This window comes from Terriglobia bacterium, assembly GCA_020072845.1.
In the GTDB taxonomy this organism is placed as follows: domain Bacteria; phylum Acidobacteriota; class Terriglobia; order Terriglobales; family Acidobacteriaceae; genus JAIQGF01.
The window spans coordinates 34,435-57,896 of the sequence record JAIQGF010000014.1 but is presented as its reverse complement, the minus strand read 5'-3'; the positions used below and the strand labels follow the sequence as shown (position 1 = coordinate 57,896).

At 59.8% G+C, this 23,462-nt stretch carries 18 protein-coding genes, 1 tRNA gene and 1 pseudogene; 9 read left to right on the top strand and 11 right to left on the bottom strand.

Features of this window, described 5'->3' with window-relative positions; translation table 11 throughout:
* Positions 1-241 precede the first annotated feature (241 nt).
* Positions 242-316, top strand: a tRNA-Asn gene (locus tag LAN70_14825).
* Between the two features lie 288 nt (positions 317-604).
* Positions 605-1,066, top strand: coding sequence for a hypothetical protein (locus LAN70_14820; GenBank protein ID MBZ5512425.1), 462 nt, complete (start codon positions 605-607; stop codon positions 1,064-1,066).
* Between the two features lie 264 nt (positions 1,067-1,330).
* On the opposite strand, the gene LAN70_14815 is transcribed toward LAN70_14820, so the two are convergent.
* From LAN70_14815 to nirK, 11 genes and pseudogenes are all read right to left on the bottom strand, one after another.
* Positions 1,331-3,040, bottom strand: coding sequence for a CoB--CoM heterodisulfide reductase iron-sulfur subunit A family protein (locus tag LAN70_14815; GenBank protein MBZ5512424.1), 1,710 nt, complete (start codon positions 3,038-3,040; stop codon positions 1,331-1,333).
* A gap of 16 nt (positions 3,041-3,056) precedes the next feature.
* Positions 3,057-4,214 carry a 4Fe-4S dicluster domain-containing protein gene (locus LAN70_14810; GenBank protein MBZ5512423.1) on the bottom strand — a complete coding sequence of 386 codons (1,158 nt, stop codon included), beginning with the start codon at positions 4,212-4,214 and terminating at the stop codon, positions 3,057-3,059.
* A gap of 17 nt (positions 4,215-4,231) precedes the next feature.
* Positions 4,232-6,052 (bottom strand): CoB--CoM heterodisulfide reductase iron-sulfur subunit A family protein, encoded by a 1,821-nt coding sequence (locus tag LAN70_14805; protein ID MBZ5512422.1) that lies wholly within the window; start codon positions 6,050-6,052, stop codon positions 4,232-4,234.
* Positions 6,053-6,113: 61 nt separating this feature from the next.
* On the bottom strand, positions 6,114-6,944 hold the full coding sequence (locus LAN70_14800; protein MBZ5512421.1) for an FAD/NAD(P)-binding protein: 831 nt from the start codon (positions 6,942-6,944) through the stop codon (positions 6,114-6,116).
* On the bottom strand, positions 6,941-7,969 hold the full coding sequence (locus LAN70_14795) for a 4Fe-4S dicluster domain-containing protein (GenBank protein ID MBZ5512420.1): 1,029 nt from the start codon (positions 7,967-7,969) through the stop codon (positions 6,941-6,943). Before LAN70_14795 ends, LAN70_14800 begins: the two co-directional genes overlap by 4 nt.
* 38 nt (positions 7,970-8,007) lie before the next feature.
* The gene (locus tag LAN70_14790) at positions 8,008-8,880 is read right to left on the bottom strand and encodes a Fe-S oxidoreductase (GenBank protein ID MBZ5512419.1); all 873 of its coding nucleotides are present in this window, start codon (positions 8,878-8,880) and stop codon (positions 8,008-8,010) included.
* Positions 8,864-9,370 (bottom strand): hydrogenase iron-sulfur subunit, encoded by a 507-nt coding sequence (locus LAN70_14785; GenBank protein MBZ5512418.1) that lies wholly within the window; start codon positions 9,368-9,370, stop codon positions 8,864-8,866. The genes LAN70_14790 and LAN70_14785 overlap by 17 nt, the downstream gene beginning before the upstream one ends.
* A gap of 1,057 nt (positions 9,371-10,427) precedes the next feature.
* A pseudogene (locus LAN70_14780) lies at positions 10,428-10,716 on the bottom strand (efflux RND transporter permease subunit).
* 1,406 nt (positions 10,717-12,122) lie between these two features.
* Positions 12,123-13,949, bottom strand: coding sequence for a chloride channel protein (locus LAN70_14775; protein MBZ5512417.1), 1,827 nt, complete (start codon positions 13,947-13,949; stop codon positions 12,123-12,125).
* 19 nt (positions 13,950-13,968) lie between these two features.
* Positions 13,969-14,484 (bottom strand): MarR family transcriptional regulator, encoded by a 516-nt coding sequence (locus LAN70_14770; GenBank protein MBZ5512416.1) that lies wholly within the window; start codon positions 14,482-14,484, stop codon positions 13,969-13,971.
* Positions 14,485-15,040: 556 nt separating this feature from the next.
* Positions 15,041-17,050, bottom strand: a complete 2,010-nt coding sequence (nirK, locus tag LAN70_14765; protein MBZ5512415.1) for a nitrite reductase, copper-containing — start codon at positions 17,048-17,050, stop codon at positions 15,041-15,043.
* Between the two features lie 556 nt (positions 17,051-17,606).
* Between nirK and LAN70_14760 the strand changes: the two genes are divergently transcribed.
* From LAN70_14760 to LAN70_14730, 7 genes are all read left to right on the top strand, one after another.
* A complete protein-coding gene (locus LAN70_14760; protein ID MBZ5512414.1) occupies positions 17,607-17,993 on the top strand; it encodes a cupin domain-containing protein in 387 nt (128 codons plus the stop codon).
* 33 nt (positions 17,994-18,026) lie between these two features.
* A complete protein-coding gene (locus LAN70_14755; GenBank protein ID MBZ5512413.1) occupies positions 18,027-18,668 on the top strand; it encodes a hemerythrin domain-containing protein in 642 nt (213 codons plus the stop codon).
* Positions 18,665-19,207: a hemerythrin domain-containing protein gene (locus LAN70_14750; GenBank protein MBZ5512412.1), complete on the top strand. Its 543-nt coding sequence runs from the start codon at positions 18,665-18,667 to the stop codon at positions 19,205-19,207. The genes LAN70_14755 and LAN70_14750 overlap by 4 nt, the downstream gene beginning before the upstream one ends.
* 2 nt (positions 19,208-19,209) lie before the next feature.
* Complete coding sequence (locus LAN70_14745; GenBank protein MBZ5512411.1) at positions 19,210-19,416, top strand: hypothetical protein; 207 nt, start codon at positions 19,210-19,212, stop codon at positions 19,414-19,416.
* A gap of 488 nt (positions 19,417-19,904) precedes the next feature.
* A complete protein-coding gene (locus LAN70_14740) occupies positions 19,905-21,212 on the top strand; it encodes an FAD-dependent oxidoreductase (GenBank protein MBZ5512410.1) in 1,308 nt (435 codons plus the stop codon).
* Positions 21,213-22,601, top strand: coding sequence for a cyclic nucleotide-binding domain-containing protein (locus tag LAN70_14735; protein ID MBZ5512409.1), 1,389 nt, complete (start codon positions 21,213-21,215; stop codon positions 22,599-22,601).
* A gap of 246 nt (positions 22,602-22,847) precedes the next feature.
* Positions 22,848-23,381 carry a DNA starvation/stationary phase protection protein gene (locus LAN70_14730; protein MBZ5512408.1) on the top strand — a complete coding sequence of 178 codons (534 nt, stop codon included), beginning with the start codon at positions 22,848-22,850 and terminating at the stop codon, positions 23,379-23,381.
* The last annotated feature ends 81 nt before the right edge of the window (positions 23,382-23,462 follow it).

Below are 23,462 nucleotides of genomic sequence, written 5' to 3'. Positions count from 1 at the left end.
CCCGGATGCGCGCTTCCACGTCAAGGCGGGAGCTATGCGTTTGGCCGCGCTCATGGCCCCATTTCGCCTGCTGCCGGCCGGGATGGGACCGCGGGGTTGCTTGCGCCCGCCAGTTTCGCGGAGCACAAGAGAGGAATGTATAACATGGCTCCAAATCCGGGTCAATAACCTGCACCGCCACTTTGACCGCGGGTGAGAAATTGCGATATAAACGTAAGAGAAAAATTCGCGTTCGCCACACTCCTCAGTAGCTCAATGGTAGAGCATCCGGCTGTTAACCGGAGGGTTGTAGGTTCGAGTCCTACCTGAGGAGCCAAGTCATTCCTCTCCAACGAATTAAAAGAAATTTGCTCTCGCCAGCCCTGAGCCATGTGTTTCCACGATTGACTCTGTGTTTCTCACTGTCGTCGTAAACCCTCGGGCCAGGCGCCGGATGTTCGTTTTTTCGAAAGATCGCCCGCCGAAGCGGTAGAGAGCCACTGATTTTGGTCAGGAGATCGAGCCGCTCGACACTCGTCGAGACTCCTGTTTCAACCGCTTGCGAATTCACGAGCTCGCTGCTCGGATTTCTTGTGACACGTTTAATCCAGCCTGGTAGCAGATGATGGCAGCCCCTGCACCTGCCCCTCGCATCCCGGTGCTGGCGGAACGCGGCGGCACGCAGCTCAAGACTCCCAAGCCGGTGCTGCTGGTGGACACGCGGGAGCAGAAGCCGTTCGACTGCTCGCGCTTCGCGGGATGGTTTGCCGGAATCGAGCGCAAGGCGCTGAAGCTGGGCGACTACTCCATCGTCGGACTGGAGGATGTGTGGGTAGAGCGAAAGGACCTGTCGGATCTGGTCCATTCACTGACCACCGAGCGTGGTGTATTCGTCTCCCGGCTTCGGCGGATGGCCGGCTATGCGCATCGTTTGCTGGTGATCACTGCCGCCCTCAGCCAGGTGAAGTCACCGTATGCGTTTTCAGCGGTTGATCCCAACCACAAGAAGCGAATGAGACCGGCCCCTACGCCGAACAGCGTAGCGACAAGATGGACAAGGCCGGCTGCCGCCGAGGCTTGCGCATAACGCCCGGCATTGGAGCGGCTAATCGGGTTCGCGTCAGCCGTGATCCAGGGCCTGCCGCAAGCGGAACAAGATTGACGGCCATCGATCAGAAGTCGTGTGTTCTCATACACGCCAGGGCTGATGAGGTTTTTGCGGACCACACTGGTCTGCGTCGCCCGGACCTGGCAAAGGAGTTCGGCGAAAACGGGATCAGTCGGGTGCGTAAACTCATTGAGGGTATCCTCGTTGGGCGGGCGTGTGGATGGGAGGATGGTCGCTAACAATTCAGAGCACGGCTTCGAGTTGGGCGTAAATCTGCTCGTCCGTAGAGTGGCGTATCTTGATTGCTCCTGAGGGGCAGGCGGCGACGCAGCATCCGCAGGCTTTGCAAACCGCGCTGATGACGCGGCTATGGCCGGTTTTCTCGTCGTACTCGATGGCCCCATAAGGGCAAACCGCGCCACACGTGCGACATCCCGAACAGAACTGGTCTTCGACCTCGGAAAACACCGCGTCGACCGCGATTTTTCCTTGCGCAATCTTTGCCAGGATGCGTGCCGCCGCCGCCCGCGCCTGGGATACGGTGTCGGGAATGTCCTTGGGCCCCTGACAAGCGCCGGCGATAAAGATGCCGTCGGTCGTGGTGGCGACCGGATCCAGCTTGGGGTGGCTCTCGATGAACCAGCCGTCCTTATCACGACTGATGTTGACCAGGCGCGCGACCTTGCCCGAATCCGCGCGCGCTTCCATGCCGACCATCAGCACCACCAAATCCGACGGAATCTCGATTTCCTTGCCCGATAGCACTTCCCTCATCTGTATCAACATGCCGCAGTTGTCCCCCGGGCTCGCGAAGCGGATCGACGGCGCCTGGTTCTTGGCGTACATCAGGAACAGGGTTTTTTCTTCGGCGCTCTTCTTGTAGAGGTCTTCGCAGCCTTTGCCGAAGGCGTGCATGTCGATGTACAGGTCGGAAACATATGCGTCCGGAATCGCCGACTTGATCTGGTGTGCGTATTTGAGCGCGGTCGCACAGCAGACGCGTGAGCAATAGCGATGGAACTGCGAGCTGCGGCTACCCACGCAGTGGATGATCGAAATGTAGCGCGGGCGCTTACCGTCGCGAGTTTCGATCCGCCCGCTTCGCAGCATCGCCTCCAACTCGAACGACGTGATCACGTTCGGCAGGCGGCCGTAGCCGTACTCCTCGATGCGGGCCGGGTCGAATTCCCGGAAGCCGGTGCAGACCACCACCGCGCCGACGCTAAGTTCGACCACCTCGCCGGCGTCGGTTTTGATTTTCGGATGGAAGTCACCGACATATCCCTTCAACTCAACCAATTCACTTTCTAGAAAAATGCGGATGCGTGAATGGTGGCCGACCCGAATAATGTGTTCCCTGATAATGTCGCGGGCGGAATCGAGGTAAGGAAAGGTGGAGTCGATCCGCGCCACGTTGCCGCCGAGTTGGCGGTCGCGCTCGACTAAGTACACCTGTTGTCCGGCCTCGGCCAGTTCGAGCGCAACCGTCAGGCCCGCAATGCCGCCACCGAGCACCAGGGTGGCGGGGCACATCGCCACCGAACGGCTCTCCAGCGGTTCGTGGTATTTCACTCGCTGAATGGCGGCACGCGTCAGGTCCTTGGCTTTCTCGGTTGCCGCCACCTTGTCTTCGTGGATCCAACTGCACTGCTCCCGTATGTTGGCCATCTCCAGCAAGTAGGGATTGATACCTGCCCGTTCCAGCACTTTGCGGAACGTGCCTTCGTGCATGCGCGGGCTGCATGCCGATACCACCACGCGGGTCAGGGAAAGATCCCGGATATCCTGGGCAATCATTTCCTGGCCGGGATTGGAGCACATGTATTTGTACGAGCGGGCGCTGGCGACACCTGGAATCTCCTTTGCCGCTTCGGCAACCGCATCCGGGTCGACCATTTTGGCGATGTTGGTGCCGCAGTTACAGATGTAAACGCCGATCCGCTCGCCTTGCATATCGTCTCCTGAACCCTTACGCCACCAGGTGCCGCTTCGCCGCTTCGACCCGAGCCCCTGCCTGCGCCGTCGCGTAGGCCTCCTGCTGTAACGCCGCGAAATACATCGCGAGTGGCCGATAGGCGAGGTGTGACCACTTGCTGAACGGCACCTCCAGCGTCAGCATCGGAACCACGCCCAGGAGGTGCACTACGTAGGTGACATTCGCCGCCGCCGGCAGTCCCGCCCGGTGCAGCACGTGCTGGAGGATTCCCGTCAGCGCCACAAAAATGAGCAAGCCGAGGAACATCCAGTCGGACTCGTGCGAATGTCGGTGTGCGGGCGTGTTCTTCTTCAGGCGTCCTTGGAGTGCCGCGACGCTGGTGACAACCAGCCCAAGGGAAGCGGCATAGCCGAAGATGTGCGCCTGCCAGCGTATCGCCGGTCCGTACTGCATGGCCCGCAGGAAAAACATGATCAGCACCAGCATGGTCACGTAGCTGAGCATGAGCACAAGGTGGAGTGCCCAAGGTCGCCTGTTTTCGCACTCGCGGTATCGTTTCTGCGTGAAGAAATGCACCACCAGCAGGGGCAGACAGCGGACATAACTCCAGGCAGAGACCCGGGGAGCGCCTTCGCCGCGCATCGTCCAATGCCACATACGCGCAGCGTTGATGGCCAGCAGCAGGAAAAGAGTCGTGCCCATGATCCAGTCGAAGATGTGCACCGACTCCGCGGGAAGGAATGCCTTCGGGCCGTCGTAGACGGATAAGCTTCCGCCCCCAAAATGGAAGCCGTAGGCCAGAAAGCCGACAGCGGTGAGAATGGCCACGATCGCTATGGCCGCAAGCTCCGCCTTCCAGGAGCGGTAAAACAACTTGGACAGGCCCGTGAAGTCATACTGGGAAATGAGCCAGCGCCGGATGCTCATCATGGTCTCGCCGGGCTCGGCTTCACGCGGGCACTGCTCCGAACACTCGCCACAGTAATAGCAAAGCCAGGGCTCAAGCGAGGAGCGGAGCGGCTTCTCCAGGCCCATCTGCAAATAGCGCATGCTGCGCCGCGGAAAAAGGAATGGCTCCTGGGAAAACGGGCAGATAGCGGTGCAATTACCGCAGTGGTAGCACTTGGCGACGTCCTCCGCGCCATAGCGTTCCAGGTCCCCGATGAACATTGGGTTCACGCGAGCTGCCATAATTGTCCCTTCTCCGATCAGAGTTGCGCCAACACTTGCGCCTTGGCCTCGATCTCCGACACAGTGAGGTCAGCCCGGCCCTGCTGGACTTTGCCGCCAACAATGGCGCGCAGCACCTTCGCCGCAGCCGCTGAAGCCTGTGCCACCGTGTCCGGGATGTCCTTCGGTCCCTGGCACACCCCGGCCACGAAGATCCCACCTCTTTCGGTCATGTTCGGTTCGGTGTTGTAGTTCAGTTCGTTGAACCAGGCGTCGCTTTCCCGGTCGATGCCGAGCATTTCCGCCAGCTTCACCGAGCCGGCAGCCGGCGTCATTCCCACCGCGAGCAGAACCATGTCGACCGGCACTTCCGTCAACTGGTCCGCCACGATGTCTTCGCCGCGGACAAACATCTGCCGGTCACGTTCGATGACCTTGGCCGAGCGGCCACGCACGACGCACACGCCCTCTTCCTTAATGCGCTCGAAGAACTCTTCGTAGCCTTTTCCGAAGGCGCGCATGTCAATGTAGTACTCGTAGCACTTCGCCTCCGGCAGCTTCTCCCGGACGAGGTGCGCGAACTTCAGGGAGTACATGCAGCAGACGCGCGAACAATAAGGGTTGTAATTGTGATCGCGAGACCCCACACAATGAATGATCGCCACCGCCTTAGGCTTGGGTCCGTCAGCATCCAAGACCCACTCGTCCGTCTTCGTTCTTTTATTTTGCCGCTTGGTCTTCAGAACGATCTTGCCGGCGGTCGGCCCGGAGGCATTGCTCAGGCGTTCGAACTCAAGTGCGGTGAGAACGTTGGGATAGATCCCATACCCATAGCGCTCAACCCGTCGCGCATCGAGGACATCGTAACCCGTCGCAACGATGATGTTGCCGACGTTGAGTTCGACAATTTCATCTTTGGCATCCAGGCAAACCGCGCCCTTGTCGCACTTCTTGACGCATGCGCCGCATTTCTTGCCGTCGCTCTGGATCCAGAGACAGGAACGCGGGTCGACGGCGTAAGCGTTGGGGACGGCCTGCGGGAACGAAAGATAGATCGCTTTGCGCGTCGCTATACCGGCGTCGAATTCGCTGGCCACTGAGACGGGACAGAACTGCGCGCACTCGCCACACGCCGTGCATGCCTCGGCATCAACTCGCGGGGTATGCTTGAGCACTTTCACCTGGTATGCGCCCGGCCCGCCCGAGACCTCCTGCACTTCAGACAGGACCATGAGATGGATGTTGGGGTGCTTGCCGGCGACCACCATCTTGGGCGTGAGAATGCAGGCGGCACAGTCGAGGGTGGGAAATGTCTTGTCGAACATCGCCATGTGACCACCAATGGTTGCCGCGCGTTCGATCAAGTGAACCTTGTAACCCGCATCCGCGATCTCCAAAGCAGCCTGGATGCCGGCTATCCCAGCTCCGATGACCAGCGTGTCGGTCTGGACAGGCACGCACCCCGGTTCAGCCGCGAGCGTAAATGGGACGCCATACACCGCGCACGCAAGCACCGCCTTAGCGCGTCCAGCAGTGCGGTCAGACACAGCTCCATGTTCGCGGAAAGAAGCCAGCCGGACCTGCTCCGGGTCGCCGCCCGCCAGAGAAAGCGCGCGTGCGAACGCGGGCTTGTAGAACCCGGGCGAGTCGCCGGCCAGGACCACGGCGTTCAAGCGGGCCTGGCGCATCTCGGCGGCGAGTCCCTCGGGGTCCAGACGCCGAGGGACGGGCATAATCCGCGCCACCATGACACCAGCCAACTGCGCCGCATATTCCGCGACTGCCTCAAGGTCCACCACGCCTTGATCGCTGCCGGCGGGATGACAAAGGTAAACCCCGATCCGCGACTCGGAACTCATGGACCCTCTCCTTTCCCCCAACCCATGAACCCTCTCCTCCTCGTGCTCCTCGATAGCAGCGTCAAAAATCCTTCGGCAAGCTCCTGATCTGGGCGGCCGTGAACACCGGCCCGTCTTTGCAAACGTAGACGGACCCGACATTGCAACGCCCGCATTTGCCGATTCCGCACTTCATGCGGTTTTCGAGCGTGGTATAGATGCGGTCGTCCGGGAACCCCAGTTTGGTGAGTACCGGGAGCGTAAACTTGATCATGATGGGCGGGCCGCAGATGACCGCGAAGTTGTCGGCGGCCGCAGGCGCAGCCTTTTCCAGTAGCACGGGAACGAGGGCGACTTCGCCCTTCCAGTCTGGCGTCTGGCCGCCTGGATCTACCGCTTCCCACAGCTTCAAGTCTGTCCGTTTCGACCACTCCTCCAGTTCTTGCTTGTAGACAAGATCGGCCACCGTGCGCGCCCCATAAACGATCGTCACATCCTTGAACTGGTCGCGAATATCCAGGACGTTCCAGATCAGGCTGCGCACTGGCGCGATGCCGATACCGCCGGCGATAAACACGATCGAGTGCCCCTTCATCTGTTCGATCGGGAAAGAATTCCCATATGGGCCGCGAAAACCCACCGTGTCTCCCACACCCAGCCGGCGCAAGGCCCACGTCACCTTCCCGACAGCCTTGACGCTGCATTCGATGTACCCCTTGCGCGTGGGCGGTGAGGCGATGCAGAACGTGCTCTCTCCTTCGCCAAAGACGGAGTATTCGCCGAATTGCCCGGCGAAAAAGTCGAACCTCTCCGCGACCTTCGGTTCATGGAAGGTCAACTTGTACGTGCGAATGTCAGGAGTCTCGTCCCTCATTTCCTGGATGCGCATCAGGCGTGGCTGATAGAGGTTCATCTGCTGCCCCCCTGGGACTCCGCCCTCGCAAGCTCAATCAGCTGGCCCACGACTTCGGGAAGGTTCATGCCGGCGGGGCAGCCGCGAGAACAGCGGCCACAGCCGGTGCACAAGAACGCGCCGAATCGGCGCGGGTAGATCGAGAACTTGTGCATGACTCGCTGGCGGAACCGTTCGACCTGCGAACTTCGGGGATTGTAGTTGGACGCGTGCAGCGTAAATTTCGTGGTTTGGCACGAGTCCCAGTTCCGGCGGCGTACGCCTCGATCGTAGTGCTCGTGCTCGTCAACGATGTCGAAGCAGTGGCACGTTGGACAGATCGCGGCGCAGATACCGCAGCCGTGGCATCGCAAGGCAATCGACTTCCAAACGTCATGGTCGAATTTCCCCGCCAGCCAAGCGGGCATTTCATCGGGAACAGTGGGCAGGTTTTTCGCCACCTTTTTCTGCGTTGTGCTCGCGAGGGCCTCTGCCTTCTGGATGTCGGTGGCTTCGGCTGCCGGCGCGAGCGGTTGTCTCCTCAACAGCGCCTCTCCTTTCGGGGTAACGGCCTGGGCAAGAAAGCTTCCCTCCAGCGGAGCAAGCAGCACATCGGAACCCTTGGTGGAATCCGGTCCGAGCCCCACGGCCGTGCAAAAGCAGGAGTCATCAGCGACGGTGCAGGCGAGACTGACAATGGTGGTCGCTTCACGCCGCCCGAACCATAGCTCATCGCGATAATCCCAACCCATGACGCGGTCGAGGATCTCAATTCCGGCAGCGTCGCATGGCCGGACACCGAGCAGCACCTTCGGCGGAGATGTGATTGGAATTTCCTCAATCTCGACGTCATTTTTCCGCAGCCGATAGCACAAAAGAACTTCGGATGGAGGGAGGAAGAATTCCTTGAGCGACCGTCGCGGCAGCGGGCCGGCAAAATCGGCTTCCTCGAGACGCTTAATGGGCAGGTAGTCGGCGCGTTCGGGAGCATCCTTGGCACGCACCGGTGCGATCACGCGAATCCCATCCGCGACCAGACTCGCCACGAGCACCGATAAATCCGATGGGGACAAAATTGTCGCCGTCACTGGATGAACTCCTGTTGGTCATCGGTAGAAAAAACTCCCAGAGGCGCCGGTACCGTCGGGTCATCGCAGCTTCTGTAACCAAAACGTTGCTCCACAACCTGGGCAACATATTTGTTAAGGAGCCCCAGCGGAATATTTGCCGGGCAGGCACGTTCACATTCCAGGCAATCCACGCACCGGCCGGCCTGATGCAAGACCCGCATCAATTGCCAGGAACGATTGCTCTGCGGCGTGGGCGAACACTCAATCCACTGGGGCCGGCTCCTATCCGCCGTACAGCGCACACAGAAGCACATGGGGCATACTTCCCGGCAGGCGTGGCAGCGGATGCAACGATCCAGGTGTCCGCTCCAGAAGGCCCAACGCTCGGCGGGCGTCATTCCTGCCAGCTCTGCGAGCTTGTCCTCACGCCGCGTACTTTGTGGTGGAGCCGGTGGCAGCGGCCCGAGGAGATGATCGAAAAGCTTTGGCTCGCGGACGTTGCAGCCGGCACAACGATCGGAGACGTTGTCGACGGTCAACGCAGCGCTCTGGGCAGGGTCCCGCACGACGCCGCCGCAACGGACAGCGATGATTACCACGTCTTCGCGCTTGATCTGCGCCTCACGAATCAGGCCGGCAACAGCGCGCGCGTCGCACCCTTTGACCACGACGGCAGGTTTGCCAAGCTTGGCGATCTGGCGCCGCCGCGGGTTCAGATAGGCGGCCAGGTTGTGTACGCAGCGCGTGTCGAAGATGAGCTTCTCCGCTTGCGCCGGTTCGGTGACGAAGACGGGGCGTACTCCGCGCGGGCCCTCTTCGTATCCAATTACAACTTTGACCGAGCCGTCGATTAGAAGCTTTTGAGCAAGCTCACGCAGCTCCTTCATGGTAAGTGTCCACCCCCCCGGTGGAACTACGCTGGTTCCTCGGGTGCGGTCCAAGCTGCCGGACACGTTCCGTGGTTTCGTTCACCAGTTGTTGCCACTTTCCTCCCTCGGCGGCGGATACCCAGGAAAAGGTCACACGATGAGGGTCCACGCCCAGAAACGCAAGGAGGTCATGCAGAATGGCAAGGCGGCGTCGCGCGTAGTAGTTGCCCGTACTGTAGTGGCAATCTCCGGGATGGCAACCACTGACGATAACACCATCAGCGCCGCGCTCGAGCGCTTTCATGACAAAGAGCGGGTTCACGCGACTGCTGCAAGGCAGGCGGACAACCCGTACGTTCGGTGCCATTTTCAGCCGGCTGGTACCCGCCAGATCGGCTCCTGTGTAGGTGCACCAGTTGCACACAAAAGCCAAAATCTTCGGCTCAAAGCCAGGGCCGTGCGCGAAAGTTACCGCCCAATTAGCGGTCGCTTCATCCAGGGCAACCATCTCTGCCGCTGCGTCCTGGATCTGCACGAGCCCGCCGTTGTTCTCTTCATTCTCCGTACCCATGTTGGATCCCCTCTTCCTCGGCGCTGGCCGGAGACGCGCGTTGCAAGCGCCGCGTCAACCCCGGCCAACGCCGTGAAGATCGGTTATGTATGCCGGTGATTTGCGTCGCCAATTAAGTAAATAAGTTCGGTACTCCTGGCTAATGTAGCCATTGCTGAACATCAGTTTGTAGCCACTGCTCCGGGTTCAGGTCCTCAGGCTTCGACAGGCAGTTGATGCCGTAGGCGAGGTAGCCATCGAACGGAGGAATGGCGCACCTAAGATTGCAAGCACAACAATGCAACCAGGGCATTCCGTTAGGCTCTGAAGATGCGTGATCGGTATCTGGGGCGATAGGCGGTGAACGGGTTTCCGACGCAGAAGACATCAGGCGCCTCCGAGACTGAAGCACTGGGCTCGGGGCGAGCCCCGACGCAGATGTCCTTCGGCTGTTTGCGAAGCACCTACGCAGCCGAAACTACCGCTCGAAAATCCTCACAGGGGCCGAAATCGCATACCCTCAATCGCAACCGCAACAAGGTTGCCGCCCGCACAAACTCTTTGCTTGGGCCCTAGGCGCTGCCAATCCTGGTTCGCGTATCGGACGACCGCTGGGAGAGATCAGACTTTGTGCCGTCGAGATATAAGGGCCGTCCGGAGTACGACTAGCGAACTCGGACCAGACCCCGACCTCACACGAGATTGCGCCCCCGGCGCAATTCATGCTCTGGTCACCACCCTTTATGAAAAAAAAATGATCATTCTCGCCCGCGATCGTGGGAAGTGATCGGGTTTCTGTCAGTCGAGACATTGAGGAGCTCCAGACAACCGCATTCGGTACTGGTCCCCAAGCTCGCTTTTGCGGCGGAACCGCAATTCTCGCCTGGGGGCGCTCCCTGCCCTGTACTTCACTTTCATGCTACGTCCGTTCAACAAGCGAGTCAACGAGCCACGTGCGCAATTAACCACCGTATGTTTCTTTTTGGGATCGGGAATTTACCGCGAGAATAGAACCTCACGCACACACCTGTCGCTGTGGCGTCACCGCGCTATCGGCCTGGTCCGCTTCGGCTTCCGACAACGTCGTGCGGCTGCTCGCCTTAGCGGGCGGAATGCTGCGCACCCGCAAGTACAATACCGGGATGATAAACAGGTTCAGCATCGTGGAAATCACCATCCCACCGAATACCGTGGTGCCGACGCCCTGCGGATCCTGCTCCGCTGGCGAACACCAGCGGCAGCGCCCCAAGGATGAAGGCCACCGAAGTCATCAAGATCACCACGATGACGTGGCCACGCCTCATTGCCGCGAGCGCAACAGTGAGCTTGATTTGCGACCACAGGGCCGATGGCGAACAGTGGAATTCGGGGCATTATTGATGGTGAAAACAGGGCCGTGGGCGTTGAAAAAGTCGCTAGGAAGGAATCTGATGGCCGCTGCGAAGTCCAAAAGTGGGGAGTACTTGGACGGCGTAAGCCGTGGGCATGGCACGTCAAGCAGGCCACAGTGGGCGGCTAGTTGGGTTGCCGACTGGGAACATGACTGCGATTTCCCGGCGCATTTCCCGAAGGGGACAAACCGAAAGTGCCGTGCGGGGTCGCCCCTGCCACACCGCGGGAATCCCGACTTGCTTCCTACCTAGCGGCTTCGATGTTCTGAGCCGTTGCGCCGGGCTAAGCCGCCTTCTTCTTCCTCCCCATCTTCCCCTGTGCCCAGCGCTTTTTCAGCAACTCGGAAAGGCGCTTCCGGCCGGCGGCGGTCATGTGGCCACGGCGGCGCTTCCTTGGGACAGATCGGAGTCCAGCAGTTCGACCGCGTCGTCCTGCTGAATTCGCACCTTCAAGCGCAGAAATGGCCTGATTCAAACGGGCTCGTTCTGCCTTAAGTTCGTCGATGATTCGGCTAAGGTCCACAGAGTTCTCCTATTTGTCGATTTGCGCAGCGGCCCGGGAAGCGGAGGAGTATACCACCCCACGTGCGATCTCGGGCTGCAATCGGAGTTGGGGCGTTGCGGGTTCTCAACACTTACGGGTCGAACGGTGCATGTCAGTATCCGCGTCCTGACACATGTCCTGCGATACTCGGCGGCTAGGGTGCTGGCTGCCCCATTCCCCGTCGGGCGTGTGGGTTTCCGCGGCTGCAGGATTGAGAATCTACCTACGCGCCTACCTAAGCGCCTCAGCGGAATGGACCGTCTCTACTTGACCGGGTTGACTGATCAGCAGGTCAGAGCCGCAATCCGAACAACGACCGTGGCAATCCAGGGTGCAAACCCTGGCACAGGCCTCGCACCACCAGCTTTCCATGGGAGCACCCCTTCCCCTTCGTAGATAGAGACGATGCTACCCCAGTCATCGCGCGCGTCAACACATCTGAACCAAAATGATCACCATGCAGGGATTACGAGCCCGAGCAGATGGGCGCAACTCCCTGCTGGGGGTTACTGGTGTTATGGTTCTGGACAGACAGGCAGCTAGGGAAGTCCCATGCGCGCCGGAGTAGTCCGCCCTGCGCAGCACTCCAGCCAGCCAAAACAGGGCTGGCTGGGGCCCGCTGCTTCGGGCAGTCCACTCCCGTTCTTCGGGTGAACTGAACGTCAAATCTGTAGCTTAACTCTCAGAACCAGGCAGTCTCACTTCCGCTGACGTGGGACACCAGGACCAGGCCCTTGATACTAGCCTCGCTCCACCCTCTAGTCACTCCACTGTGCTAAGAAGTGTTTCGGCGCGAGGACCAACCAATCCAACCGGGCTCACGCACGTCTTCTTCTTCCATTCGGCGCTGCCGGGCGGCCATGATGCCCGAACGTCCCAGGTAGCCAATCACTCGGCGGGGATTCTTCGGGTCGACCACGGGTAAACGACCGATATTGTGGCGCAGCATCTTGTTCGATGCGTCGTGCAACGACTCCTCCGGATACGTGACCATCACATCGCGCGTGCCCGCATCCAGCACGCTCAGGTCGCCCGTTGGATGTTTGTCGAGGGCGCGAAGGACGTCGCCGCGGGTAATGATGCCCGCCAGGTTGCCCTCGGGATCGAGAATCACCAGGCCTTGATGGCCGCTGACGGCCGGATCGTGGCGCGAGATGCGGTCCGCAAGTTCCGAAACACGCATTGCGCTCGAGATTGCCGGGATATCTCCGTCCATCGTCTCTTCGACGGCGACCTGCTGGAGCACGTCGGCTTCGTAATCCTGATGGATGCGCAGACCCCGGCGGGCGAGCTTCTCGGTCATGATCGAGGATTTCGGCATGAAGAGCATCGCTATGCCATCAGCGATTACGGTGACGAGCATGAGAGGCAGCACTGAGTCGTAGTCACGGGTGATCTCAAACGCGAAGATGATGAAGGTGAATGCCGCGCGCGAAGCAGCGCCAAACACGGCTCCCATCGCTACCAGTGCGAACGCTCCCGGTGCAAGCCCGGCCGTCGGAAAGAAACGGTCGATCACCATGGCGTAGGCTCCGCCTAGCGCCGCACTCGACATGAACATCGGAGCGAGCAGGCCGCCGGAGGTCCCCGACCCGAGTGACACAATGAGTGCCACCGCCTTCGCGATCATGACGACCAGGAGCAACTTGAGCGCGAGGTTGGCGTTTAGGATGTCGCCGATCGTGTCGTAGCCGACGCCGAAAACTCGGGGAACGAAGTATCCGATGATGCCCAGCCCGAGCGCACCAATGGCGGGCCACCACAGTTCGTCAATCGGAAGCTTCTCGAACTGGTCCTCGACCCAGTACAGCGCATTGCTGAACCCAACCGCAGCCAGTCCGCAGATCACTCCCAGAAGGAGGTAGAAAGGCAGCGCCCCTGGTATGCCAAAGTCGACAGGGGCGACCTTAAACATGGGACCACCCCCGAGCAGTTGGACGTGTACCGCGGTAGCCAAGGTGCTTGCGATCACCAGGGGAATGAAGGACCGCGATTTGAATTCGAAGAGCAGCAATTCGATGGCGAGGATCACCCCAGCGATCGGAGTGTTAAAGGTAGCGGACATTCCGGCTGCTGCGCCGCAGGCGAGCAGCACTTTCCGCTCCGCTGCCGTGGTATGAAGGACTTGGCCGACCAGCGAGCCCATCGCGCCCCCGGTTTGAATGATCGGTCCCTCCGCGCCGAACGGCCCGCCGGTGCCAATGGCGATCGCGGCCGAGAGGGGCTTGAGGATCGCGACTCGTGGTGCAATCCGGCTCCGGTTCATCAGAACAGCCTCCATCGCCTCTGGAATCCCGTGCCCCTTAATCTTCGAGGTTCCATACTTCGCCATGAGGCCGACGATAAGCCCGCCGATGACGGGAGTGACGATCGCCCACAGACCAAGATGGTTCAGCCGGGCGCTGGTGAAGTCGAACGCGAATCGGTGATAGAAGAAGACGTTCGTGAACAGCGCAATCAGGTTGTAGAGAGCGTAAGCAATCACGCCGGCGATCAGGCCGATCGCGCCGGCCAGCAAAGACACCAGCGCCATCCGAAATTGGGCGGGCGGTGTAACGAAGGATGCTCCGGTCGGCGCGACTGCAAGTTTGCCGCCGTTCATGAATTGGGAATTCTTACTGCTATCTCGCCCGGGAAGGGGTTGATCGCCGTTCTGGTCCGACATGCCTAACCTGTTCTCCGTTTCTGTCAGGCAGGCCTGCGTCCCGCCCACTCGTGTTCTTGATCGAACTCATCACTCGCCGGAGAGCTCCGAACAATGCGGGACCTTCCTTGCGCAGTTCGGCCCGGTGGTGTAGCGATAGTTCGCGCAGCACTCTCTCTCCCTTGGGAGTGAGCGTGAGGAGGACCTCGCGACGGTCATTCTCGCCCTCTTGTCGCTGCACATATCCGCGGGTGGCAAGACGGTTCACCAGTTCCACCGTGCTGGGGTGCCGGATTTGCAGCCGCTCTGCCAGTTCCCCAATCCGCGGGCGCGTTCCGCGTGGAAGGCCTTTCAGAGCCAACATCAGTTGATGTTGGCGGGGTTCGAGGCCTAGTCCGCGAACAGCAACCTCACTCAAGTGGAGGAAGCGTCGAATCTGGTGCCGCAAATCGGCCAAGGACTTGTAGTCCCTCGGTGTGAGTGCTTTTCCCATGGATCAAATCCATCACAATATCGTATCACGATATATCAACCTTGGGCAACACATGGTGCACTTTTGGAATAAGAACGGCCAAGACCGCTCAGCCCCTTGCCTGCCGTTAAGATCCCCAGGTCACCAGCAGGTACGGCCATTGCGGTCATCAGCCCGCTGTTGGCTTTTTCGCCGGCCCAGACAGGGATGGCCGCTGCCCCCCAGGCCAGGAGAATGATCCCGCTCCGACTGAAGAATCCGCCTATTGTGTAGCGATGCGGTTTCGATCTTCCCCCTTGCCGTCGCGCGGCGAACCATACATTCGCAGAGAGCAGAGGCTCTGGTCGTGTTGTGGAACAGGCGTGGGCTGAGGATTGCCCGCAAGGACATCGTCCTGAATCAGCAGAACATGCCGCTGGGAGTGCGAAGCCAACAACGCCTGAGGTGAACAACATCGCCGCAGGGCGGATCCCGTTTTCATGCTCATGCTGATCATCTGCGGCTGGTTAAAAAGTCAGGCGTGGGGGCCGCTTTGCCCACGCCTGCAAAACCGCCGAACGTTCGGCGGAAACGACATCTATTGGTGATTTGGTTCCGTGGCGCGCGCCATGTTTGTGGCCCCCGCTGCCTTCACGATGACTACGCCTTTCATCCCGCTGGCCTCGTGAAGCGTGCACACGTAGCGATACACTCCCGGCACTGTGAATGTATGAACGAAGGTCTGTCCCGGTTGCAGGTAGCCTGAATCAAACGTTGGTGCACCACGTGGCAGATGGACGTCTGCTACCACAGTCGCCTTGGCAGGGTCTGCAACCACGTTGTGGATCGTCGAAGAAGTGTTCCTCCATACGACTTCCTGGCCCACGTTGACGATGATGTCCGGTTGCAGGAACGTCATATCCCCCATCCCCACGGTAACGGCGCCCGCGGGAGCGGCGTTCGCCCGTGCCAATCGTCTTTTTTCTGAGCTGCGCAATTGCGCCAACGACTCATTCGTGTGGCAAGACGGAGCGAGCTGATCGATCGCCTCCACGATGAACCAATGCTTACCGTCGTAGCCCGGGTCACGATCCAAGTGTCCGGTGACATGGACCAGTGCATTTACATTTTGCGCGAAGGCCAGCGGACTGTCCCTCAACAGGCCGGATCTAGGCTCCAACTCATACGATTCTTGCGAATGAAATAACGTCAGCTTGGGAATTCCGATTGGGCCAGCGAAGGTGAGGCAGCCGTCCAGCTGTGCTGCTCCCGGCCGCTGCACCCGCCCGCGGTGGTCCCGAACATTTGAGCCCGGTATAGTCGCCGTAGCGGTTGCGTTCGCTGGATGATTCATCTCCCTCATCATGCGCATGTGGCTGTTCTCGCTGTCCGAGCCGCTCGTATCGGAAGCCGCTAAGGGCGGAGACGCCGCATCCATGCCGCCCTTGCCGACGATCTCGACCATCGGGGTCGGCCCCGCCACAGGGGATTGGTGGACATCAGCGACAGCCGAGGCGGGCCCGGCATGCATCAGCTGTGCGGTCATCTCGCCCTGTACCTTCAGCGTGCCCATCAGGCCCTTGGCCATGCGAGCCATGGCGTGGTCCATGAAATTAAACTGTCCGGGCATTACGGCCTTGAGTTCGAGGATGGCCGCACCGCCTGGTGGGACACTTGCGGTCTGGACGCCATTGAGCGGAGGCGAAGTGAGGGAGCCAAGCTGGTAGTCGCGGGTGAAAATTTCGCCCACGACGTGCAGGGAAGACGTCTCATTCGGGCCGGCATCGCCGAAGAAAAACCGGACGGTCTCGCCGGGGTGGGCTTGCAGAGGATACTTTTTGGTCAGCGCATCCACAGCGCCATTGAACACGAAATACTCGGGCGATTCCTGCATCAGGTTGGCTTCACTGAAGCTTTGCATTCCCGTTTTCCCCTTGGCAGCGGTGGTGTAGATTTCGCCCTGCATCACGTAGTACTCGTGATCGACGCGCGACAATCCACCCTGCGGTTCGACCAGGATCAGCCCGTACATGCCGTTGGCAATGTGATCGGCAATCATGGGCGTGCCGCAGTGGTAGACGAACAGGCCCGGTGTGGTCGCTTGAAAGGTGAACGTCTTCTCCGTGCCGGGCAGAACCTGCGAGAAAGCAGCACCGCCTCCGGGTCCGATGGCCGCATGGAAGTCGATGGAATGGACCATGTGGCTGGAAGGACTATTGTGCAACGTGACCTCGACGGTGTCGCCCTCGCGAACGCGAATCATGGGGCCGGGGACCTTGCCGTTGAAGGTCCAGTAGCGATAAGTCGTGCCGGTAGCCGGATCCAACTCACCGACGACTTCCGCGGCCGTCAACTCAACCTTTACCGTGGTGGGCGGGCGGTTCCCGACCGGCGGCGGGACATCGGCGGCATCGCGGACGACGTCGACCACCTGGGCGGAAGCATGCCGGGATGAAGCCATGCCCTCCATGCCCTTCATGGCCTCCATCCCCTGGGCCACCGCGTCGCTCCCACCGAGGGCGAGGAACGAAAGCAATACGGTCATGAGCGCTGCAAAACCGAGCGAATTGAATGATTGCTTGTATGCATATGCGACCTCCAACACCATGATCCTAGAATATCGCGACACGATATGCTGTGACTAAAGTCCGCATCTCGATCATGCCGGTGGTTCGATCTCTCAGTCGTAACTTGTCTGGGAAAGAGGAGGTCCGCAGCTTCGACCGACTTATTGGACCCGGGACGCCCCAGGAGGAATCTAAGAATTGAGGTTTCGCAAATATATGGCGAGTGAAAGCGATTTGCGAAGCCGCCGGGATCAAGCACTCATAGTCGCCGAAATAGACCGTGATCCGGAAGATCGTTGCGTTGCGCCCGGAGACACAGCAGCCATCCGTGAGAAGATGATGGACAAAACATTGGCCGACTCGTATCCGGCGAGCGATCCACCCTCTTCGCTTCCGAACCCCTCGATCGATTCGCTGCGAGTGGAAGCATCCTCAGAATGGAGCCGCGACAGAGCCGCGTGAGTTTCCAGTTTTGGCAGCAACTCGCACGTCGTGACAAAAGTCACATCATGTCGTGATGCGATCAGTACCATAGAACATGAGTGCAATGGCAAGGAGCGGCCGTCGCGGTGCCGCTCCTGGCCGAAAGGGGTGCCCATGAGTGACTTCCGGGTTTCCGCACAGCCGACTGACCGTCAACAAACTGCAAATTTAAAAGCGAAGGGGGAGATTATCCCGGCCGAAGCAGATCGAGTGGTGGAACTTGCGAGTTACCAGCAAGGATCGGTGGTCAGCCGTGTTCTCATCCGGCGCAGCACAGGGAATGTCACACTGTTCGCGTTTGACGAAGGTCAGGAGCTGAGTGAGCACACTGCGCCCTTCGACGCCTTGGTACATGTGCTGGAAGGTAAGGTAGAAATTGTGATTGCCGGCAAGCCGTTCCAACTTGGCGCCGGCGAGGTGATCTTGATGCCGGCTAACCAGCCACACGCGCTGCGAGCAATTTCCAAGTTCAAGATGCTGCTTATCATGATCCGGTCCTGAGAAGGGTCAGGGCGACGAAGGAGACTACCGATCATGCCGGTCCAGATTGGAAGCAAAACGAGCGACTTCTCTGATCCTACGGGGCTGATGTCCGATTGTCATCGTCGCATTGAAATGTTCCTGAACGCTCTCAGGGCAGCAGCCGATTTTAGTGGCCGGCAACTTGCCGAAGATGAGCGACGGGCCCTCGATACGGCGCTGCGCTACTTTCGCGAAGCTGCACCGAAACACAATGCTGACGAGGAGGAATCCCTGTTTCCTCGTCTCCGCGGTGTGCCAGATCCTGACGTGCACTCGGCGCTAGGGGATGTTGTCCGACTTGAGCAGGAGCACCGCTGGGCAGCTCCGTTGCACGCGGAGGTGGATCGTTTAGGGCAGCAGTGGCTTCTTAAAGGCCGACTCGCAAGGAACCAGGCTCAGGCATTCCAATCCGCTGTCGCCAAACTGGAGTCCATGTACCGCACTCATATTGAGTTCGAGGATAGAGTCCTCTTCCCGCTCGCAGCCCGAGTGCTCTCCCCAGCCCAGAGCGCAGAGATTGCACAAGAGATGGCGAAGCGCCGCAACGTGAGCAGCTTTGCAGTGCAAGAGCTTCAGCCCCGCGATACTGGCGGAAACAGCACATTTAGCTCTTCCGAAATTAGTTCCGAGTCGTGCTCGGGAGGCACAAAATGAGCGTCACGCCCGCTTCTGATTTGCTGCGCTCGGAGCATCGCCTGGTTGAGACGCAGATCGACCAGCTTCTGCACGCGGTCAAGCACCCCGCAGGCGATATCGTTTCCGACGTACGCCGGGTACTGTCTGGCATACAGTACCTGTCACGGCCTCACTTCCAGAAGGAGGAAAACGTCTTTTATCCTTCCCTGCGCTCTCAGCTGCCGGAGTTGCTGTCACAGTTGGACGAGCAACATGAGTATGTCCGTGAGGTTGAACGGCACCTCGTCGGGCTTCTGGAATCTATCCAAGGCTGTCCGGATGAGCGGCAACGTGCGGAGATTGTTCGCTTCTCGACAGAGCTCTGCGACGTGATCCAACACCACATCGTGGATGAAGAGGATCAGCTGCTGCGACTTGCCGATTCCACGCTCTCGAGAGAAGAGCAGGTCACCCTCGCTGCGAAAATGACAGAGTTGGAGCACCTCATCTGCACGACTGGAGTCGCGCTAGAGCACGAAAGTATCGAGCAAGCCCAGCACGAACACCGGGTTAAATAGCAGTGGCTACGCAGAAGATCACTTCTGACCCGTCTACCGCGTCAGCACCGGAGTACGTCTTTCAGATGGCGCTGGCGCGGGAAATCGGTTTGTCTCGCCTGCTGGTCGCCTATATCGGCAGCGGTATCGCGTTCATGCTACTGCCCGGCACATTTCTGGGCGTCTGGAATCTCATTTCGGCTCCGCCTGTGGCTTTCGCGAGCAAGTAATTCCGCGGAATCTCACCATGCGATAACTCCCGGAGCGGGTTCGCGACGACAGATGGCTGCTGAGCGCTGCCTTTGAATGTAAGAACGCGATGGAAGTCGCTTCGACATCTTCATAGCGAGGCTAAGTTGGCAAGCTCCTCGAAGAGCAGGATGGCGATGTGCTGCGCGAGGGGATTCGCGCGCTGTCCGAGCCGTGGATGGAAACGGAAGTGGCCGGAATAATTGACGCCGCGCGCCATGAACGCAGCGGCGTACCGCTATGGAACGGCACGCCGAAGTGGGAAACGCAGATGAGCATGATCGGGCTCGCAATTTCAAGGTCCCGCGGGGCACCTAACCTTCGTCCTGGCGCATCGAATGCCGCTCGTCACTCTGACTGATACGAAGGTATCGACCGACACTATCGTCCAATAGATTCGCCTTGAGGCTCGTGGTGTGATCGCAACTGTGCATCGCGTCCGAACTAATCGGAGAGGTGCGACGAGCATTTGTATCCGCAGTTGGATGACTTGCTCGACGACTGGCAAGCCTCCTACCGCCCGACATTCGATGGTATCCGGCTGTTGGGCACTCGGTGGTCGCCACGCTCGTATGAACTGCGGGATTTCCTGGCGCGCAATCATGTGCCGTACCAGTGGATCGACGTGGAGCTTTCCGCCAACGATCCGGAAACCAAGCGACTGTTGGAGGCGCTGGGCCCGGAGGCGGCGAATCTGCCGGTGGTTCTGTTCCCCGACGGGACCAAGCTCTTGGACAGCGTGCCGACACAGGTTGCGCAAAGGATTGGATTGCGGACGCGGGCGCAAACCGACTTTTACGATCTGGCCATTGTGGGCGGAGGACCGGCCGGACTGGCGGCAGCCGTGTATGGCGCGTCGGAAGGGCTGCACACCGTGATGATTGAGCGGGAAGCGCCAGGCGGCCAGGCAGGAATGAGCTCGCGCATCGAGAATTACCTGGGGTTCCCGAACGGGCTCAGCGGCGGCGACCTGGCGCGTCGCGCGGTGGTGCAGGCGCAGCGTTTTGGGGTGGAGATCCTGTCGCCGCAGGAGGCGGTCGGCGTCCGCATCGAAGGGCCGTACCGGATTATCAAGCTGGCGGACGGCAGCGAGATCTCCTGCCACGCACTGATGATTGCGGCGGGTGTGCAGTGGCGGCGACTGGAAGCTCCGGGAATCGACCGCTTGCAGGGCGCCGGTGTTTACTACGGCGGCGGCGCAACCGAAGCGCTGTCGTGCAAGGGCGAGATCGTGTATGTCGTGGGCGGCGCGAATTCGGCAGGCCAGGCCGCCATGAATTTCTCCAAGTATGCCGAACGCGTGGTCATCCTGGTGCGGGGAACGTCGCTCGCAAGCAGCATGTCACAGTACCTGATCGACCAGATCAAAGAGACACCCAACATTCAGTTGTGGAGCCAAGCCAGCGTGGTCGAAGTGCATGGTGACAATCACCTGGAGGAAGTTTCGGTGCTGTGTTCGGACACCGGCAAGACCGAGCGCGTGCCGGCGAACGCCATGTTCATCTTTATCGGAGCGCTGCCGCGAACGAAATGGCTGACGGATGTGGTTGAGCGAGACGAACGCGGATTCATCCTGACCGGCCCCGATCTCACACGGGACGGACAACGTGCCAAGGGATGGACGCTGGACAGGGATCCGTTCCTGCTGGAGACCAATGTTCCCGGGCTGTTTGCGGTGGGCGACGTGCGCCATGGGTCGGTCAAGCGCGTGGCTTCCGGAGTCGGTGAAGGATCGGTGGCTGTGCAATTCGTCCATCAGTACCTGAGCAAGGTCTAAATGGTCGAGACATCGGAACTCCTTCGCGTCCCGGCATTCGCCGACCTGCCTGAGGACCAGCTTGCCTGGTTCCTCAGCCAGTCGGAAGAGCTGCATTTCAGCCCCGGAGAAACCTACGTGCGCGCGAATGATCCGGCAGATGCGATGTTTGTGATTCTGGAAGGAGAACTGCAAGCGCGGGGAGAATTTGGAGGCGAAATCGTCGTCATTCCAATGAAGACGGGCGATGTGACCGGCGCGCTCCCGTTTTCCAGGATGAAGCAGGCCATGGTCACGGGGCGGGCGCTTTCGGCAAGTCGCCTCTTGCGTTTTCCAGCAGCGCTGTTTCCAGAACTGGTGCAGAAGATGCCGGAACTGGCCAAACGGCTGGTCGGCGTGATGTCGGACAGAATCCGCGAAGTTACGCGCATCGAGCAACAGCGAGACCGGCTGGCTGCGCTGGGAAAGCTTTCGGCTGGGCTGGCGCATGAGCTCAACAACCCAGCGTCCGCCGCCAAACGTGCCGCCAGCCAATTGCGTGACATCCTGAATCGGATCAGAGACGCGAGTCACGAGCTAGGACGGCGCGAGCTGACACCGGCGCAAAAAGCGGAAATCGAAAAGCTGGAAGCTTCGCTTACCACACTGGACGGACCTCCGCCCGATGCCCTGACGATCAGAGACCTGGAAGAGCAGATCGAGTCGTGGTTGCACGGTCACGGGCAAAACGACCTGTGGCAATTGCCCTCCGACCTGGCGAGCAAGAATATCAAGCCGGCAGTTTTGGAATCGTTGTTTGCGACACTCGATCCCGATACCGCCCGAGCCGCGCTGGTGAGGATTGCGGCGTCGCTGGAAGTGGCGACGCTGCTGAATGAAATCGAGAGCAGCACGTCGCGGATTTCCGAGCTGGTGCTGGCGATCAAGGAATACACGTTCATGGACCAGGCGCCGCTGCAGAACGTGGACATCGTGAAGAGCCTGGAAAACACGCTTACAATACTGAACCACAAGCTCAAGCGGCGCGCCGTTGTGGTGCGGCGCGAGTACGAGCAGGTCTCCCTCCTGGTGAATTCGTTCGGCAGCGAACTGAACCAGGTCTGGACCAACATCATCGACAATGCCATTGACGCGATGGGGGGCAATGGCGAGCTTCGCGTCCGGACATATCGAGAGGACACGTGCGTGGTCGTCGAGATCGGCGACAACGGCCCGGGAATTCCGCCCGAGATCAAGCCGCGTATCTTTGAGCCTTTCTTCACGACCAAGGGAGTCGGGGAGGGCACCGGACTGGGGCTGGATACGGTGCAGCGAATTGTGAGGAAGCACAGAGGCAATATTCAGGTCACATCGAAGCCGGGCGATACACGATTTCAAGTGTGGCTCCCGCTGGCGGACGCTCCGGGATAGAGCGGTTGTTTGATTCGAATGGAGATAACAACCAGCCAACGTGCCCAGAGATCATGCAACGGAATGAATTATTCGGAAGACTACGAATCGCCCTGCAAATCGCGTCCGAAGAGCGTGTCCATCGCGGGACCTCTGCGCCGCGATGTACGCGAGTGGATCCTCAGGGAGCAAGACAGAAGTGCTTAGCTGATGCCAACACAGTGGGGGCAGAAGTGGAAAATCCTCATCCGAAAGGAAAACAAACCAATGAGAGCAAGTAATGCAGTTCGACTGGAGAGGCGAGAGAAAGCTACGATCGGGATCACCGGCGATCTCAACCCGAGTGAAGTTGCGGAAATTACAACTGCCTTGCGCCAATTGCTTGGCGACGTATTCGTACTCTACCTGAAAACCAAGAATTTCCACTGGCACATGAGCGGGCGCCACTTCAGAGATTTCCACCTGCTCCTGGACGAGCACGCCGACCAGATCTTCACCATGACCGACGACATCGCGGAACGCGCACGCAAGATCGGCGGGACCACGCTGCGCTCCATCAGCGATATCTCACGGCATCAACGGTTGCAAGACAACAACGAGGAATCTGTCGCTCCCCTGGACATGCTGGCGGAGCTGGCGGCTGACAACCGGCGACTCACTCGGTTCCTGCGTGCAACCCACGAGATTTGCGATCGGAACAACGATGTGGCCACAGCCAGCCTGATTGAAAACTGGATCGACCAGACGGAACGCCGCACGTGGTTCTTATCCGAAATTCAGCGGGATCGCCGAGCGAGCTGAACACCACTGACATTGCAGAACACTGAGCGGTCAAACGCAGACGCGCTCACAGATATAAGGAGGATTGTGAACGCCGGCCTC